10 protein-coding genes are annotated in these 16,997 nt (G+C 47.7%); 7 read left to right on the forward strand and 3 right to left on the reverse strand.

Annotated features, from left to right (window positions below; genetic code table 11):
- The gene (gene lpdA / locus J3P40_RS09560) at positions 1–1,389 is read right to left on the reverse strand and encodes a dihydrolipoyl dehydrogenase (RefSeq protein WP_256004918.1); all 1,389 of its coding nucleotides are present in this window, start codon (positions 1,387–1,389) and stop codon (positions 1–3) included.
- Positions 1,390–1,558: 169 nt separating this feature from the next.
- On the opposite strand from lpdA, the gene J3P40_RS09565 reads away from it, so the two are divergent.
- The 6 genes from J3P40_RS09565 (at position 1,559) to J3P40_RS09590 (ending at position 10,943) form a co-directional block, all read left to right on the forward strand.
- A complete protein-coding gene (locus tag J3P40_RS09565) occupies positions 1,559–2,356 on the forward strand; it encodes an SDR family NAD(P)-dependent oxidoreductase (protein WP_256004919.1) in 798 nt (265 codons plus the stop codon).
- Positions 2,353–3,351, forward strand: a complete 999-nt coding sequence (locus J3P40_RS09570; protein WP_256004920.1) for an NAD-dependent epimerase/dehydratase family protein — start codon at positions 2,353–2,355, stop codon at positions 3,349–3,351. Before J3P40_RS09565 ends, J3P40_RS09570 begins: the two co-directional genes overlap by 4 nt.
- Positions 3,352–3,423: 72 nt before the next feature.
- The gene (locus tag J3P40_RS09575; RefSeq protein WP_256004921.1) at positions 3,424–5,643 is read left to right on the forward strand and encodes a GH92 family glycosyl hydrolase; all 2,220 of its coding nucleotides are present in this window, start codon (positions 3,424–3,426) and stop codon (positions 5,641–5,643) included.
- Between the two features lie 11 nt (positions 5,644–5,654).
- Complete coding sequence (locus J3P40_RS09580; RefSeq protein WP_256004922.1) at positions 5,655–7,130, forward strand: xylulokinase; 1,476 nt, start codon at positions 5,655–5,657, stop codon at positions 7,128–7,130.
- Between the two features lie 28 nt (positions 7,131–7,158).
- On the forward strand, positions 7,159–8,484 hold the full coding sequence (xylA, locus tag J3P40_RS09585) for a xylose isomerase (RefSeq protein WP_256004923.1): 1,326 nt from the start codon (positions 7,159–7,161) through the stop codon (positions 8,482–8,484).
- A 5-nt stretch (positions 8,485–8,489) separates the two neighbouring features.
- Positions 8,490–10,943, forward strand: coding sequence for a glycoside hydrolase family 95 protein (locus J3P40_RS09590; protein WP_256004924.1), 2,454 nt, complete (start codon positions 8,490–8,492; stop codon positions 10,941–10,943).
- Here J3P40_RS09590 and J3P40_RS09595 read toward each other — a convergent pair.
- Together J3P40_RS09595 and J3P40_RS09600 are read right to left on the reverse strand one after the other, a co-directional pair.
- Complete coding sequence (locus tag J3P40_RS09595; protein WP_256004925.1) at positions 10,940–12,121, reverse strand: AIR synthase related protein; 1,182 nt, start codon at positions 12,119–12,121, stop codon at positions 10,940–10,942. The two genes, J3P40_RS09590 and J3P40_RS09595, sit on opposite strands and share 4 nt — an antisense overlap.
- 75 nt (positions 12,122–12,196) lie before the next feature.
- On the reverse strand, positions 12,197–14,380 hold the full coding sequence (locus J3P40_RS09600) for a glutamine synthetase III family protein (RefSeq protein WP_256004926.1): 2,184 nt from the start codon (positions 14,378–14,380) through the stop codon (positions 12,197–12,199).
- Between the two features lie 292 nt (positions 14,381–14,672).
- On the opposite strand from J3P40_RS09600, the gene J3P40_RS09605 reads away from it, so the two are divergent.
- A complete protein-coding gene (locus J3P40_RS09605) occupies positions 14,673–16,889 on the forward strand; it encodes a GH92 family glycosyl hydrolase (RefSeq protein ID WP_256004927.1) in 2,217 nt (738 codons plus the stop codon).
- Positions 16,890–16,997 lie beyond the last annotated feature (108 nt).

Here is a 16,997-nt window from a genome sequence, read left to right on the forward strand (position 1 = left end):
CTACAAATGGATCACCTCACCATATGCATCGGCCGCGGCCTCCATAATCGCTTCGCTCATGGTTGGATGCGGATGCACTGCTTTGATCATTTCATGGCCGGTTGTTTCCAGCTTGCGGGCAACAACGATTTCAGCGATCATCTCGGTAACGTTAGCACCGATCATGTGCGCGCCAAGCAATTCGCCGTATTTAGCGTCGAAAATAAGCTTCACAAAGCCATCTTTGGCGCCAGCTGCGCTTGCTTTTCCGGATGCAGAGAAAGGAAACTTACCGATCTTAAGCTCATATCCTGCCGCTTTAGCTGCTTTTTCTGTATAACCTACAGAAGCTATTTCCGGGCTGCAGTAAGTACATCCGGGTATATTGTTGTAATCCAGCGGTTCCGGTTTGTGGCCTGCAATCTTCTCCACACAGATAATGCCTTCTGCTGATGCAACGTGGGCAAGTGCCTGTCCGCCTACAATATCGCCAATGGCGTAATAACCTTTTACCGAAGTATTGTAGTACTCGTCTACCACCACTTTGCCTTTCTCGGTTTTGATACCCGTCTCTTCCAGGCCGATGTTTTCAATGTTGGCGACTACGCCAGCTGCCGAAAGCACGATGTCGCACTCGATGGTCTGCATTCCAGAAGCGGTTTTGACCTGAACCTTACATCCTTGTCCGCTCGTGTCAACAGACTCAACGCTTGACGAAGTCATGATCTCGATGCCTGCTTTCTTGAAGCTGCGGAGCAATTGCTTTGATACATCTTCATCTTCAACAGGAACAACATTGTCCATAAATTCTACGATGGTAACCTTGGTGCCCATGGTGGCATAGAAATACGCAAACTCAACACCGATAGCCCCAGATCCTACCACAACCATAGATTTCGGTTGCTCCGGAAGCACCATAGCCTGGCGGTATCCAATTACTTTTTTACCATCCTGCTTAAGGTTAGGCAATTCTCTGGATCTGCCACCTGTGGCAAGTATGATATGGCTTGCGCTGTATTCCTTTTGGCTTCCATCGGCTGCTTTCACATCCACCTTGTTGCCCGGCTTTACCTTAGCGCTGCCCATGATCACTTCGATCTTGTTCTTTTTCATCAGAAACTGAACACCTTTGCTCATGCCTTCGGCGACGCCGCGGCTGCGCTTAACTACTGCAGCGAAATCTGCTTCCGCCCCGGCAGTTTTGATCCCATATTCAGAAGCATGATTGATATATTCAAAAACCTGTGCACTCTTAAGGAGCGCCTTGGTTGGTATACATCCCCAGTTAAGACATATTCCGCCCAGCGACTCGCGCTCTATTATGGCTGTTTTTAAACCAAGCTGGGAGGCTCTTATGGCAGCCACATATCCGCCGGGACCGCTACCTATTACAATTACATCGTAGTTCATATCTTTAAATAATGGAATTTCAAGTTTAATACGGTTCAAAATTAATAAAAATGTTGATTTAACCCAGGTTAGCCTTTTCTTTTACAATAGTAGGCCACAAGCTGAAAAAGAACTGTGCTTCGCAACTGATAAATATTTATATTAGCGGTGAACCAAAACCAGACAAACGATGAAGGCCGTTAAATACACCCTGATCACAGGCGCCAGTTCCGGACTCGGTCGGGAATTTTGTATGCAGTGTGCTGAGCGGAAAATGAACCTGATCATGATTGCGCTGCCCAACAGTAATACCGATTCCCTTGCGCACGAACTTAGGCTTGAGTATGGTGTCGACATCCAGGTTTATGAGTTTGATCTCACAGACAGCATCCTGCTGCAGGAACACATTAACCTGATCCGGGATCTTTATGAGGTTAATTTCATTATTAATAACGCGGGTATTGGCGGTACTGCGGCAATTACGCAGAGCTCCAGCGAAACGATTGACCGCATTATGCAGGTGAATATCCGGAGCATGGTGTTAATTACCCAAGGCCTGCTTCCGGTACTGTTAAAGCAGGAAAGGAGCTATGTGTTAAATATTTCGAGCATGGCGGCTTTTACGCCAATCGCTTATAAGACGGTTTACCCGGCCAGCAAGGCCTTTATTTCTTCCTTTTCGCTGGGGTTGAGGGAAGAACTCGCAGGCACCGGCGTTTCGGTAAGTGTGGTATACCCGGGGCCTATCATGACCAACTCGTCTGTATCTGCGCGGATCGTGAGTCAGAGTACGCAAGGCAGGCTTGGTTTGATGCCCACGGCCCGGATTGTTCAGATCGCACTCAAAAAGACGCTCGCAGGCCGTGCCGTGATTATTCCTGGAGTATGGAACAGGTTTAATTACGGGTTGATGCGCGTATTGCCAACCGGTACCAAGCTGAAAATTGTCTCGAAAGCGGTCAAAAAAGAAATGGTGGTTAATAAATGACGGCTGACAGGGGACGGGTTCTGGTTACTGGGGCTAACGGTTTTTTAGGGGCAAATGCTGCCCGGGAACTGCAGGGTCGCGGTTACACCGTAAGGCTTATGGTTCGCCGCTCGGCCGACATGCGTGCTTTATCTGACCTCTCTGCAGAGATCTTTTACGGTGATATCGCGAATGAGGAAGAGGTGATCGCTGCCGTGGAAGGTTGCGACTTTGTCGTCCATACCGCTTCGGTGACCCAGCAATGGGGGGTGAGTTATGCCGTGTATGAGCAGGCGAATATCCAAGGCACGGTGAACGTGGTAGAGGCATGCCTTAGGCATCGGGTTCAAAAACTTATCCATATCAGTACAGCCAATACCATCGGCCCCGGCACACGCAATAAGCCAGCCAACGAACTGTATTCATTCAGATTGACCCATATCCGGTCGGGCTACGTCAGCACCAAATACATATCGCAGCAGTACGTGCTGGAACAGGTGGAACGCAGGCAATTGCCGGCGGTAGTGATCAATCCAACTTTCATGATAGGTGAATATGATACTAAACCCAGCTCTGGTCAGTTACTGTTGCACGGTATCAACAAGCGCATCGTGATGCATCCGCCGGGGGGGAAGAACTTCGTCTATATTCAGGATGTAGCCAGAGGCATAGCGAATGCCATTGAAACCGGCAAGGTTGGTGAGTGCTATCTTATGGCTGGTCACAATTTAACATACCGCGAATTCTTCAGGCTGCTTAATGCCACGTCTGGTCAGCGTCCGGTTTTGATAGCGATTCCAAAATTTATACTGATGTCTTTAGGTGTTGCAGGTTCATTGATCGGTAAACTCACGGGCAGGCGACTGAAGCTGGATTATTCGGCAGCTTATATGTTGTGTTTATACAATTACTATTCTGGTAAGAAGTCGGAACGTGTGCTTAATCTTAGCTATACGCCTGTGGAGGATGCAGTTAAGCGGGCGCTCGACTGGTTTCGGGCCAACAAATACTGCTGATCTGATTTTATAGGGTTTTGTAGCCGAAGTTTCATATCTTAGCTAGGAAACCAAAATTGACAGATATTTTTTATGATTAATTCTTTTAATGCTAAAGCCTCAAAATGGGCAAGGCTGGCTTGTTCAGCGTTGTTTATTGCGCAGATCAGTTCGGTTGCCATCACCGCTTCTGCACAAACCAATCCTTACCCGGGCGAAGGTAATCTTAAATATGTAGACCCGAGAATCGGGAATGTTGGTGCAATACTGGAACCCACACGGCCTACGGTCCAGTTGCCCAACCAGGTGATACGTATGACACCTCAGCGGGCGGATTATATGGACGATCAGATCAGCAGCTTTCCGCTTACGGCGGTGTCGCACCGAAACGGTCAGGTTTTCGCGATCAGACCAGCGCTGGGAGCTACAGGATTGAAGCGTATGACTTACGATCACGACCTGGAGGTGAACCGGCCGTGGTATTATGCCGCCTACCTCGTTGAAGACGATATTAAAGTTGAGTTTGCACCGGGCAAGAAGGCAGGGATATTTAAGTTTGAGTTTCCGTCGACAGCTACAAAAGCGGTAATTTTTGACCGGTATAATAGCGGCGAAAGCAGCTACACACTTGTTTCCGATAAGGAACTTACCGGGATGGAAACCTGGTCGGGCGTTAAAGTATATATGTACGGTGTATTTAACGCCGCCGCGGATGGTAAGAAGGAGGGCAACAAGATGTTGCTCAGCTTTAATGGTTCTGCACCAAAAGCCATTGAATTCAGGTATGCCCTTTCTTTTATAAGTCCGGAGCAGGCTAAAAAGAATTATGCGAATGAGCTTAGTTCGGTCAGCTTCGACCAGCAGGCCAAAAAAGCCGAAGCTGCCTGGGCAAAGGTGATCAACCAGATTCCCGTAACCGGCGGTACCGACGCGCAGAAGCGTTCTTTTTATACAGCTCTTTACCGTTGCTATGAGCGCATGGTAGACATTACCGAGGATGGCCAGTATTACAGCGGTTATGATAAGCAGGTACATCAAACCAATCGTCCGTTTTTTGTGGATGACTGGGTGTGGGACAGTTACCTGGCGCATCACCCCTTACGCACGATCCTTGATCCGGAGCAGGAGGGCGATATGTTAAACTCTTACGTCCTGATGTATCAGCAGAGCGGATGGGTACCCACATTTCCTTTGCTTTGGGGCGACAACCCTTGTATGAATGGTTTCCACTCCACCATATCGTTTTTAGATGGCTACAGAAAAGGTATTCGGAATTATGATGTACAGACTGCCTATGAAGGCATGCATAAGAATGCCACACAAGCCACCATGCTTCCCTGGAAAAACGGACCGAAAACGGAGCTTGAGGATTTCTATTATGACAATGGTTTCTTCCCTGCGCTAAAGGAAGGCGAAAAGGAAACCAATCCACGTGTTCATGGATTTGAGAAACGTCAGGCTGTGGCGATAACGCTGGGTCATAGTTATGACGACTGGGCCCTGGCGCAAATGGCGCAGGAGCTGGGTAAAACGTCTGACTACGCGAAGTTTACCGCCAGGTCTAACTTTTATAAGAACCTGTGGGACAGCAAAACACAGATGTTTTTGCCGAAGGATAAAAACGGAAACTGGATTCCCATCGATCCGAAGTTTGATGGCGGCATGGGTGGTCGAGAATACTATGATGAAAATAACGGCTGGACTTACTTGTGGCAGGTGCAGCACGATGTGAAGGGTTTAGTCGATCTCTTTGGCAGTGTGAACAGTTTCGAGAATAAACTTGATCAGTTGTTCCGCGAATCGCTCGGAAGAAGTAAGTACGAGCTGTGGGCTAAATTTCCGGATTTTACGGGTATCGTAGGTCAATTTTCAATGGGTAACGAGCCAAGTTTCCATATCCCGTACTTGTACAATTATACTTCATCACCCTGGAAAACGCAGAAGCGTATCAGGTTCCTGCTGGATACCTGGTTTAAAGACAATGTTTTCGGGATTCCGGGCGATGAAGATGGCGGAGGGATGTCGGCATTCGTAGTGTTCTCTGCCATGGGGTTCTATCCGGTTACCCCGGGAACACCGGTTTACACCATTGGAAGCCCCATATTTGAAAAGGTTGCGATTAATTTGCCGAACGGTAAGAAGTTTCAGCTGATCGCCAATAAATCTTCAGATCGTAACAAATACATTCAAAGTGCAAAGCTGAACGGAAAGACCTTGGATACACCATGGTTTACACATGAGCAACTGGTTAACGGTGGCACAATTGAACTCGAAATGGGTCCGCTGCCGAATAAAAAATGGGGCGTTAAATAAATACTGAACACATGCTGCTACTCGGTGTTGATGTAGGTACGTCATCTATAAAAGTTTCGGTGGTCGACTCCGGAACGGGGGATGTTTTGGCGTCGACACAGTATCCGGAAAGCGAATCGCCCATTCTTACACCGCAGAAAGGCTGGGCTGAGCAGGATCCGGATATGTGGTGGTCGCACCTACAGCATGCCATTTTACGTTGTAACCAGGAAGGAAAATATGATCCGCAGGATATTTCTGCGATCGGGATTGCCTACCAGATGCATGGTTTGGTGGCGGTAGACAAGCAAGGCAGGAGTTTGCGGAACAGCATTATATGGTGCGATAGTCGTGCCGTGGAGATTGGGGAGAAGGCTATGCAGGCCATAGGTAAGGAAAATGTGCTGTCAAGCCTGCTTAATTCGCCGGGAAACTTTACGGCTTCCAAGCTTGCCTGGGTTCGGGACAAGGAGCCAGATATTTACAGGCAGGTGTGGAAGATCATGCTGCCGGGCGATTATATCGCCTACAAGTTTACCGGAGAGGCGACCACTACCGTGTCGGCACTGTCGGAGGGCGTATTCTGGGATTTTAAAGAGCACCGGTTGTCGGCCGACGTATTTAAGTATTTTGGTTTTGAGGAGGAGCTCATTCCGGAAATACGACCGCTGTTCGGGCCGCATGGCGGACTAAGCAAGTCCATCGCTGAAAAGCTTGGTTTGAAGGCAGGGATTCCTGTAGCTTATAAAGCCGGAGATCAGCTTAATAATGCATTGTCGCTCAATGTAACCGAACCTGGCGACGTGGCCGCAACGGCCGGTACGTCTGGAGTTATCTACGGCGTTACCGATCGTATGATGGCCGATCAGCAGTCGCGCGTAAACACCTTCGCGCACGTGAATCATAACTCCGACAAGCCCAGGCTGGGCGTGCTGCTTTGCATAAACGGTGCCGGCAGTATGAACAGGTGGGTTAGGGACCTTACGGGGCATGCCTTAAGTTATGAAGCGATAAATGAAGCGGCATCGGCAGTATGCGCGGGCAGCGATGGCGTTCGGGTGCTGCCCTTTGGAAATGGCGCGGAACGCATGCTGAACAACCGGCTTCCTGGTGCGCAGCTCAGGAATATTGACTTAAATATTCACTCCCGGGCGCATATTTTCCGCGCGGTACAGGAAGGCATAGCTTTTTCATTCCGTTATGGTTTAGATATTTTGAAAGAAAACGGTGTGCAGCCTGTGGTGATACGCGCAGGATACAGCAACCTGTTTTTAAGCAGGGTTTTCGCACAATCGTTTGTGAACGCGACGGGCGTACCGGTAGAACTTCACAGCGGCGATGGCAGCTACGGAGCAGCAGTAGGTGCTGGGATTGGCATCGGAACCTACAGCTCTGCAAACGATCTGTTCACTCGAAGAGCAAAGATTGCCACCATAGCACCTACAGAAAACTTAGAAGACCACTACCAGGACTGGAAGGAATTACTTACCAGTTGTATAACATCCTGAATTTATTCAACCTATTAAATCGCAAAATATGTCAGCAACCCATTCAAACGAATATTTCCAGGGCATCGGCCAGATTAAATACGAAGGACCCGACAGCAAAAATCCGCTTGCTTTCAGATACTATAATCCAGATCAGTTGGTGGCCGGCAAAACGTTAAAAGAGCATTTGCGTTTTGCCGGGGCGTACTGGCATTCGTTCTGCGGCAATGGGGCAGATCCTTTTGGTGCGCCTACACATTTACATGCATGGGACAAGAAATCGGACCCTGTGGACCGGGCCCGCGAAAAAATGGATGCGGCTTTCGAGTTTTTAAGCAAGATGAACCTGCCGTATTACTGTTTTCACGATGTTGACCTGGTAGATTACGGAAACGATATCAGGGAAAACGACAGGAGACTGCAAATCCTGGTAGACCACGCTAAGGAGAAACAAAAGGAGACGGGCGTTAAGCTGCTTTGGGGAACGGCCAATCTTTTCTCACACATCAGGTATATGAACGGGGCGTCGACGAATCCCGATTTTCATGTACTTACACATGCTGCCGCACAGGTGAAGGCAGCGCTGGATGCAACCATCGCGCTTGGCGGCGAGAATTATGTGTTTTGGGGTGGCCGCGAGGGTTATATGACCTTGCTGAATACGGATATGAAACGTGAGCAGGAGCATTTGGCCAGGTTCCTGCATGCAGCCAAAGACTACGCACGCAAAAATGGTTTCAAAGGCAATTTTTTTATTGAACCTAAGCCTTGCGAGCCGACCAAGCACCAATATGATTACGATGTAGCTACTGTGTTGGGTTTTCTGCAGAAGTTCGACCTTTTGGACGACTTCAAGCTTAATATTGAGGTTAACCACGCCACCTTAGCCGGGCATACCTTTCAGCATGAGCTTCAGGCAGCTGCCGATGCGGGATTGCTGGGCTCTATCGATGCCAATCGTGGCGACTACCAGAACGGATGGGATACGGATCAGTTTCCGAACAATATTAATGAGCTGGTGGAGGCGATGCTGATCATTCTGGATAATGGGGGGTTAAAAGGAGGGGGCATAAACTTCGATGCGAAGATCAGGAGGAATTCGACGGATCCTGCTGACCTTTTCTATGCGCATATTGGCGGCATGGATATTTTCGCAAGGGCGCTGCTGATTGCGGATAATATCCTTGAAACCTCCGAATACAGGAAGATAAGGGCGGATCGGTATGCATCATTCGACACAGGAGCAGGTAAGGCTTTCGAGGAGGGGTCGTTAACCTTAGAACAGTTACGCGATTACGCCATTGAGCATGGTGAGCCAGCCGTGATAAGCGGCAGACAGGAATATCTGGAAAATTTAATCAACAGGTATATCTAGCTGCCATGCAACGCCTGGTTTTATTCTTTATGTGGGTCTTGTCCGTCCCGGCCTTTGGTCAGACCGCAGAAATGAAGCTTTGGTATGATAAACCGTCAGGGAATGTGTGGGAAGCTGCCTTGCCCATAGGAAACGGGCGTATTGCAGGGATGGTTTATGGTAATCCTGAAATGGAAATCATCAAGCTAAACGAAGCGACGGTATGGTCGGGCGGCCCTAACCGCAACGACAACGCGAATGCCCTGTCTGTGCTGCCTGATGTGAGGCGGTTGATTTTTGAGGGTAAATATGCGGAGGCCGATAAGCTTGCTTCGGCCAACTTTTCCTCGCCGGTAAACGGTATGAATTACCAGCCTGTAGGTGATCTTCTGCTTCGTTTTCCGGGGCATGATGTCTTTACCGATTATTACCGTGAATTGGATTTGAAGCAGGCAGTCAGCACCGTTAGGTACACCGTGGGTGGGGTGACTTATACCAGAACGTTTTTTGCTTCAATACCGGGTGAACTGATCGTTGTACGACTCACAGCGAGCCAAGTAGGTAAACTCACTTTTACGGCCTCCATGAGAAGTCCCCATAAATCTTCTGTTGCCGTTCGCGGTTCAAATGAACTGGTGCTGTCGGGCATTTCCCGCGATAAGGACGGTGTCAAGGGATCGGTTAAGTTTTCGGCGATAACCCAGGTGAAAGCCGAGGGGGGTAGGGTGTCGGTGTCGGACGGCGCTGTACGCGTTGATAATGCCAACAGCGTTTTGCTCTTCATCTCCATCGGTACCAACTTTAACAGTTATAAAGACCTGAGTGGCGATCAGGACAAAAGAGCGGCAGATTATCTGGGGCTCTCCTCAGGAAAAAGTTATAACGCCCTGTTGAGCGCGCATCTGCAAGCTTACCAAAAATATTTCGACCGGGTATCGCTCCATCTGGGGGTAACCGATGCGGCAAAGATGCCTACCGACCTGCGCATAAAGCATTTTGCCAATGGAAATGATCCTGATCTGGCGGCGCTCTATTTCCAGTTTGGGAGGTACCTGCTGATTTCCTGTTCCCGCCCGGGCGGTCAGCCCGCTAATCTGCAAGGCATATGGAACGACAAGGTGAACCCGCCATGGGGCAGCAAGTATACGATAAATATTAACACGGAAATGAATTACTGGCCTGCTGAGCCGACCAATCTTACGGAGATGCACGAGCCACTGATAGAGATGGTCAAGGAACTCGCTGTCACCGGCCGGCAAACCGCCAGGGAAATGTACGGCGCAGGCGGCTGGGTTACCCATCATAACACAGATCTTTGGCGCATTACGGGCATGGTCGACGGCACATTCTGGGGGCTCTGGCCCATGGGTGGTGCCTGGCTAAGCCGGCATCTTTGGGATAAATATCTTTATAGCGGAGACAAACGGTATCTGGCCTCTGTTTACGAGACGATGCGGGGCTCGGCAGCGTTTTTTGCAGATGTTCTGATAGAAGAGCCCGTAAACAAGTGGTTGGTTGTTTCTCCATCCATTTCACCTGAAAACGCGTCTGGATCAGCCCAGGGGAAATCTATTGCTGCGGGGACAACCATGGACAACCAGATCGTCTTCGAGCTTTTTTCCAATATGATAAGAGCAGCTGAAGTACTGGGAAAAGACAAAGCATTTACCGCGCAGTTGAAAAAGCTGAGAGATCGCCTGCCACCGATGCAAATTGGCAGGCATGGCCAGTTGCAGGAGTGGCTTCAGGATTGGGACGACCCGCGCGATAAGCACAGGCATGTGTCGCATTTGTTTGGTGTTTACCCGGCCGGATTGATATCGCCATATCGAACCCCTGAGCTGTTCGATGCGGCACGGACCTCACTGATCTTCAGAGGTGATGTATCAACCGGATGGTCGATGGGCTGGAAGGTTAACCTTTGGACGCGTTTCCTGGACGGCAACCATGCTTATAAACTGCTGACTGATCAACTTAGCCCGGCGACCAACCGGTCCGAATCGGGTGGTACCTATCCGAATCTGTTTGATGCTCATCCGCCATTCCAGATTGATGGGAATTTTGGATGTACCGCTGGTATTGCCGAGATGCTCATGCAAAGCTATGATGGATATATTCATCTGCTTCCGGCACTGCCCGACGTATGGCAGGAAGGCGAAGTGAGCGGCTTGCGCGCAAGGGGCGGATTTGAAATCGTCCGTTTGGAATGGAAACGTGGTGAAGTTGAAAAGGTTGTTATCAGGTCTCTAAATGGGGGCAACTGCCGGATTCGGATTCCAAATGAAATGCAAATAACTTCCGGCGTACTGGAAGCCGCGAAGGGGCAGAATCATAATCCGTTTTTCCGGGTGGATGAAGTGCCAAATCCACGAATCTCAGACAAAGCGAAGCTTAAATCCTTAGCGTTAAAGAAGACCTGGCTGTACGACTTACCTACAAAGCCTGGAAAGGTGTATACCTTAGTGCTTAGAAAAAGTTAGTTGTAGACAAACTCGCCGTATGCTGAACGGATGGTAACCTGTTTCTGTTCTGAGCGCTCCACACGGCCGATGATCTGCGCATCAATCTGGAAAGACTTGGCAATATCAATGATCTCGGCAGCAATGGCTTCGGGTACGTAAAGCTCCATGCGGTGACCCATGTTGAAAACCTTGTACATTTCTTTCCAGTCGGTGCCCGACTGCTCATGGATCAGTTTAAACAGTGGTGGAACCGGGAAAAGGTTGTCTTTTATGACATGAATATTGTTGTTAATGAAATGAAGTACTTTGGTCTGCGCTCCTCCGCTGCAGTGTACAATTCCGTTGATCTGTGACCTGAAGCGCTCCAGTACCTTTTGGATCACCGGTGCATAAGTTCTTGTTGGCGACAGCACTAGCTTACCAGCTGTAACACTCAGTCCCTCAGAGATCTCAACCTGATCCGTCAGTTTCTTTCCTCCGGAAAATACCAGATCGTAAGGTACAGCAGGGTCATAGGTTTCAGGAAATGCGTTTGCAACAGATTTATCAAAAACGTCGTGCCGTGCTGAAGTCAAGCCGTTCGAGCCCATTCCGCCGTTATAGGTGCTTTCATAGGAAGCCTGACCATAAGACGCCAATCCCACAATGACATTTCCTGCGGCAATTTTATCGTTGCTGATCACTTTACTGCGTTCCATTCTGCAGGTCACGGTAGAGTCAACGATAATGGTGCGTACCAGGTCACCCACATCGGCAGTTTCGCCACCGGTAGAGTAGATCGAAATGCCCTGCTCCCGTAGTTCGGCTAGAATTTCTTCTGTGCCGTTAATGATGGCCGCAATCACCTCACCAGGAATGAGATTTTTATTACGTCCTATTGTAGATGACAATAAGATATTTTCGGTGGCACCAACACAGATCAGATCGTCGATGTTCATGATGATAGCGTCCTGTGCGATTCCTCTCCAGACAGACATGTCGCCTGTTTCCTTCCAGTATGCATAGGCCAGGGAAGATTTCGTACCCGCACCGTCTGCATGCATAATGTTGCAGAAAGCCTCGTCGTTTCCAAGGATATCCGGAATGATCTTGCAGAATGCCTGAGGGAAAATGCCTTTGTCGATGTTCTTGATGGCCTGGTGCACATCTTCTTTTGAGGCAGAAACGCCGCGCTGGTTGTACCTGTTATCGCTCATGTTGGGGCAAAGATAATAAAAAATAACCCCTGCTAATTAAAGCAGAGGTTATAAAACTAAAAATTAAGGTCTAAGTTATTTCAGGAACAACAGCTCTCTGAATTTAGGCAAAGGCCATACGCTGTCGTCCACAATTTGCTCAAGTTTGTCCGTATGATAACGGATTTCATCGAAGTAAGATTTAACCTTCTCGTCGTAAGCAATGGCTTTGTCGCGGCTATCCTCGATGGTATTTACTTGTTTGCGTTGCTCAAGCATGTTGTCGATGCTGGTTTTAACGACATTGAGATGGTCAGACAATTTATTGATGATCGCCACAGGAGTAGCTAAAGCAGCCTCTCCTAGACCAAGATCTTTCAGTCCTTTAGCGTTTTCGATCAGTGAATTCTGATAAGCTATGGTAGCAGGAATGATCATGCTGTTCGCAACTTCACCCATCACTCTTGCTTCAATCTGAAGTTTCTTGTAATAGTTCTCAAGAAGGATCTCATGGCGGGCATGAAGTTCACGCTTACCGTAAATGTTTAGTTTGGTAAACAGCTCAGTAGATTTCTCACTTACATAAGCATCCAGCGCACGTGGAGTGGTTTTGATGTTTGAAAGACCACGTTTTTCAGCTTCTGCAGCCCACTCATCGCTATACCCGTTTCCTTCAAAGCGGATGTCTTTCGACTCTTTGATGTATTTTTTGATTACAGTTAACAGCGCAATATCTTTTTTCTCGCCTTTTTTGATCAGTTTGTCAACTTCAACTTTGAATTTAGTCAGCTGATCTGCAACGATAGCATTTAAAACAGTCATAGGTGCTGCTGAGTTAGCAGACGAACCTACTGCTCTAAGTTCGAACTTGTTACCAGTGAAAGCAAAAGGAGAGGTACGGTTACGGTCAGTATTGTCCAATAGGATCTGAGGGATTTTAGGAATACCTAACCATAATGCGTTATCTTCTTTGATCTTTTTGCTGATACGTGAATGTTCAATCTCGTCTAACACTTCGTTCAACTGCTGACCAAGGAAAATGGAAATAATCGCAGGAGGAGCCTCGTTTGCGCCCAGACGGTGATCGTTGCTAACTGAAGCGATAGATGCTCTCAACAGATCAGCATGCTCGTGAACCGCCTTGATGGTGTTCACAAAGAAGGTCAGGAACATCAGGTTATTCTTAGGTGTTTTACCTGGAGCAAGCAGGTTTTTACCTGTATCTGTGATCAGCGACCAGTTGTTGTGCTTACCGGAACCATTTATTCCTGCATAAGGCTTCTCGTGAAGCAATACTTTAAACTTGTGTCTCAAAGCAACCTTCTCCATCAGGTCCATTAACAACTGGTTGTGGTCGATGGCCAGGTTGATTTCCTCATAAATAGGTGCACACTCGAATTGGGAAGGAGCCACCTCGTTGTGGCGGGTCTTCAAAGGAATTCCCAGTTTCAGCGCTTCATTCTCGAAGTCGACCATAAATGTAAATACACGCTCAGGAATAGATCCGAAGTAATGATCTTCAAGCTGCTGACCTTTGGCAGACATGTGTCCGAACAAAGTACGGCCGGTTAAAGCAAGATCCGGACGAGCATTATATAAGGCAAGGTCGACAAGGAAATATTCCTGCTCGATACCTAGTGAAGCATTTACTTTAGCGATGCTCTTATCGAAATACTGGCAAACATCAACCGCCGCCTTATCCATAGCCGCTAACGCTTTAAGCAACGGCGCTTTGTAATCCAGTGCCTCGCCTGTATAAGAAACAAATACGGTAGGGATGCAAAGCGTTTTACCTGCTTTGCTTTCCATAATGAACGCAGGCGAAGAAGGATCCCATGCGGTATAACCACGGGCCTCAAATGTGTTACGGATACCTCCGTTAGGGAAACTTGAGGCATCTGGCTCCTGCTGTACAAGTGCGCTTCCTGCAAATTTCTCGATGGCACCTTCGCTGCTTGGCTCAAAGAACGAATCATGCTTTTCCGCGGTAGTGCCAGTTAGCGGCTGAAACCAGTGCGTGTAATGGGTAGCACCTTTGCTCATTGCCCAGCTCTTCATTGCGGCGGCAATCTGATTGGCATCATCGAAGTTGATCAACTCTCCCTGATCGATAGCAGAAACAAGTTTTTCATAAACATCCTTTGATAAGAAATCTTTCATTTTTTTCTTATCAAAAACGTTCACCCCAAAAAACTCAGAAATCCTGGTCGACGGAGACTTTACCTCTGGTGAAACTCTGGTTTGAGCTTCTTTTAATGCGATTGTTCTTAAGCTTTTCATTTATTTGTTTAAAATTTCATCAAAAATAGAATATTTGTTTGGTTATTTTGTGTAAATCGTTTGTAAAAATACAAATGTTGATAGATAATCAAAGAATTTTTGAGAATTTCTAGCGTGTTTTTTGATTTTTATATAAAAACGTCGATCGGGAGGTCAACGTTCGCTGATCTGATAGCGGCCTGCTTCCGCTACGAGCCGCTTATAAATGCCGGCTCATGCATCTTGTATATACAAGTTGAATGTGTTATCTTTGATAAGATCGTTTCGCGCGAATCAGACCATTTATAACCGTATGAATTTAAGAGTATCGCTTGCCGGGCTTTTGTTTGCTACTGCCGCAACTTGTCTATCTCCTGTTTTAGCCCAAAAGTCCAATTTATCGTACGTTGATCCTTCTATAGGCGGGGTGGGCCACATCCTTGAGCCAACCCGTCCAACGGTCCAGTTGCCAAACGAAATGATACGCGTTTTCCCCATGCGGAAAGATGCACTTGACGACCAGATAGCCTATTTTCCTTTAACAGTAGCGTCGCACCGCGTCGCTTTTGTTTTCAGTTTCATGCCCCTCAGCGGCAATCCATCGTCACTATGGGACAGAAAAGAGGTCTACCATAAAGAGGTCCTCAGTCCGTACTACTACCGGTCAGAGCTAGGCGATGAAGGGACGGTAACAGAGTTTTCACCCTCCAAGAAAAGCGGCATTTTCCGGATAGGCTTTAAAGGTAGGGACAAGCATTTTATCCGGCTTGGCCTGATAAATGGTGCTGGACAGTATACGATAGCAGGTAAACGCAAAATAATTGGTTTAGAAAGCTTTCAGGGTATGAAAGCTTATCTGTATGCAGAGGTAGACGCCGATATCATCAGCGAAAATTATAGGGACTCCGCGAGTAAACGTGATCTTTTGATCCAGGTGCCAGATGAAGTGACTTTCCGATATTCAATCTCCTATATTTCTGCCGAACAAGCTGAACTTAATTTTCAGAAAGACAATATCGCCAACAGTTTTGAGGAGGTAAAGAGAAGTGCTTCAGATAAATGGAACGAAGTATTGTCTCAAATAAATATTAAAGGTGGCACTAACGCTCAAAAGCGCGTCTTCTACACGTCCCTGTACCGATGCTACGAGCGCATGGTTGATATTAACGAATACGGGCGATATTATAGCGGTTTCGATCATAAGGTCCACAACAGCGACGAACCGTTTTTCGTGGACAATTGGATATGGGATAATTATATCGCACTGGAGCCCCTGCATACCATTCTCAATCCAGAAAAGGAAGTTCAAAAGATCAACTCTTATATCGATATGTACCGGCAGGGCGGATGGATGCCGTCATTTGCAGTAGTATTTGGCGACTGGCCTGCCATGACGGGCAATCATGCGGCGACCTGGTTCGCTGATGCCTATTATAAAGGATTGAGAGGATTTGATCTGAAAGCCGCTTATGAGGGGCTCAGGAAGAATTCCCTGGAGGGTACACTGCTTCCCTGGAATAACGGGCCTGCTACAGTGCTTGATTCGTTTTACAACAAAAACGGTTACATGCCCGGTTTGCCTTACGGCGAGAAAGAAACGGTCCCGCAGGTAGAGGATGTTTGGGAAAAGCGGCAGGCGGTGTCGGTGACCCTCGAGAATAGTTTCAGCGATTGGAACATCGCAAATCTTGCTAAGGTGTTGGGAAAGGATGGCGACGGTGAACTATTTCTTCGCAGAGCTACATTTTATCGCAACGTGTTTCGTCCAGAAAAGGGTTTTATGTGGGCCAAAGACAAAAACGGGAAGTGGATAGAAGACATGAACCCTAAATCTGCCGGTCGGGAGTTCTTTACCGAAAACAACGCGTATACCTACAACTGGTCGGTAAAGCACGACTTCGAAGGTCTGTTTGCCCTGATGGGCGGAAGGCAACAGGCTGAAGCTAAGCTCGATCAGTTGTTCCGTGAAGATCTGGGCGCTTCTAAATTCGTTTTCTGGAGAACACAGCCAGATGCCTCCGGATTGGTAGGCCAGTTCGTTATGGGAAATGAACCGAGTTTTCATATACCTTACTTATATAATTACACCGGCTCTCCCTGGAAAACCCAAAAGCGGATCAGAATGTTGATCGATACCTGGTTTACCGACAATTATTTTGGTATACCCGGCGACGAAGACGGGGGCGGAATGACCTCATTCGTTGTTTTTTCTATGCTTGGGTTTTTTCCTGTCACGCCCGGAATCCCGGTTTATACTATTGGTAGTCCGGTGTTTCCGGAAGCCAGCATCCGGTTACCCTCAGGAAAGAAGTTTACAGTAAAGGCTGTTAACAATTCAACCACAAACGTCTACATCCAAACGGCAAAGCTGAACGGCAAGGTGCTGGACCGTCCATGGTTTACCCATTCTGATCTTATTAATGGTGGTACGCTTGTCTTAACTATGGGCGATAAACCGAATAAAACCTGGGGTGCTCAGGCCCTTAGTGCGCCTCCATCGGCACTAGATGTAGATCCAAGCTCTTTTTAGTTCACCAAGGGCTTATGGAATTCAGGTTAGGTTTACAAGACTGAATGGCTCCTTGAATTAACATGAATAGCGGTTTGCACTTTATTTTTTTCCGCTAAAGTTGTAATA

It is taken from the genome of Pedobacter deserti, assembly GCF_024436415.1.
Classification (GTDB): Bacteria; Bacteroidota; Bacteroidia; order Sphingobacteriales; family Sphingobacteriaceae; genus Pedobacter; species Pedobacter faecalis.